This is a genomic window from Streptomyces sp. NPDC104581 (assembly GCF_055583685.1).
Window position 1 is genome coordinate 1 of the sequence record NZ_JBVJNN010000092.1, and the last position, 1,861, is coordinate 1,861.

Consider the following 1,861-nt stretch of genomic DNA (forward strand, 5'->3'; position numbering starts at 1 on the left):
CCAGACGATTCGACCGCTCCTCCAACTCCCCATACGACAACGACCCACCCACACCAACAACCGCCACACCCCCACCACCAGACCGATCAACCACCGCCTCGAAAACACCCTCCACCCGACCAGCCACCACACCCGACACCGCCGCACCCACCGACAGCACACCAACCCGCTCCCGCTCCCCCACCGACCGCACATCCAACTCCGCCAACTCCCGGTCAGGAGCATCGACAAGCGCGTGGACCACCGTGGCGAGCCGGTCAGCGACGAACAGGGCGGTGGACCGCTCGAACAGGTCCGTGTTGAAGACGAGATGGCCGGTGACACGGCCGTCGCGCTCCTCGGCCTGGACAACCAGGTCGTAGGGGGTGGTGCGGAACGGAACGGGAGCCTGTCGCACGTCCAGGCCGGCCAGCTCGTACCGGGGCGGGGTCCCGTTGACCGCCAGCAGCACCTGGAACAGGGGGCTGCGGTCGCGGTGCGGACGCAGCTCCCGGATCAGCTCCTCCAGCGGCAGCTGCGGGTGGGCGCGGATGTCGTCCATGAGTTCGCGCGTCGCTCGCAGGGCCTCGGTGAGTGTGCCGTCTGGGTCGTGCCGCAGACGGAGCGGGAGGGTGTCGACGAGATAGCCGACGACCTCTGCCGTCTCCGGGTGGTCGCGGCCCGCGACGGGGATGCCGATGGTCACGTCGTACCGGTCGGTGAGCTTGGCCAGGACGATGGCCAGGGCCGTGGCGAGGACGGTGAACGAGGTGGTTCCCGCCGCTCGGGCCGCGGCGCCGAGTGCTTCCTGGGGCAGCGCCAGGGGTACCGCGTCGCCGGAGTAGGTCTGCTGCGGGGGACGGGGACGGTCGGTGGGCAGGCCGGCCGATGGCGCGCCCGCCAGATGGGCCCGCCAGAACTCCACGTCCTTGGATGCCGTGTCGCGCTGCCAGGAGGCCACTTCGGCGTACTGAACGGTCGCGGGCGGGAGCGGACCGGTGTCCGGGGCAGCGGTGAGCGCGCCGTAGCTCTCGGCGACTTCGCGGAACGCGAGATCCAGGGACCAGCCGTCGGAGATCGCGTGGTGCAGGCTGACGACGAGGACATGGTGTTCGGGGGCGGCGCGGACGAGCGTGACGTGCCAGAGGGGGCCGGTGGTGAGGTCGAACGCCCGCTCGGTCTCCGCGTCGACCACCGACTCCCAGTCGTCGGTCGTGATCCGGGTCAGCGGCAACTCGGTCTCGGGGCTGACGATTTGGCGAACCTCGCCGTCGATCTGACGCAATGAGGTACGCAGGACCTCGTTGCGGAGCACGAGGTGGCGAAGTGCGGTGGTCAGCGCGTGCTCGTCCAGGGTTCCGTCGATGTGGACGGCGCCCCTGATGTGGTAGGCGAGATTGGCCTGTGGGTCGAGGGCGCACAGCACCCAGAGCCGCTCCTGCCCGAGAGACGCCGGCAGCATGAGGGTTCCGTCGGGCTCCGGGACCCGGTTCAGCGGGGCGATCGCCGGTGCCTGCTGCTGCTCACTGTCGGCGGACAGGTAGGTGGCGAGTTCGCTGAGTGTGGGGTGTTCGAAGACCAGGTGCAGCGGGACATGTGTGCCGAGGGCCGCTCCGAGCCGGTGCGTGAGTCGGGTGGCGAGGAGTGAGTGGCCGCCGAGCGCGAAGAAGTCGTCGTCCGCGCCGATGTCGCTGACATCGAGCAGTTCACCCCAGATACGGGCAACCAACTCCTCGGCGGGTCCGGTGGGGGCGCGGTAGGCGGTGTGCCCGGTGCCGGGGTCGGGGTCGGGGAGTGCGTTGCGGTCGATCTTCCCGTTGGGCAGGAGCGGGAACTCCTCCAGGCCGACGAAGACCGACGGGACCATGAAGTCCGGCAGCCA

General features: G+C 70.0%; 1 protein-coding gene. It reads right to left on the minus strand.

Features of this window, described 5'->3' with window-relative positions:
* On the minus strand, positions 1 to 1,861 hold a 1,861-nt coding region (locus ACZ61E_RS32535; protein ID WP_469704015.1), incomplete at both ends, for a condensation domain-containing protein.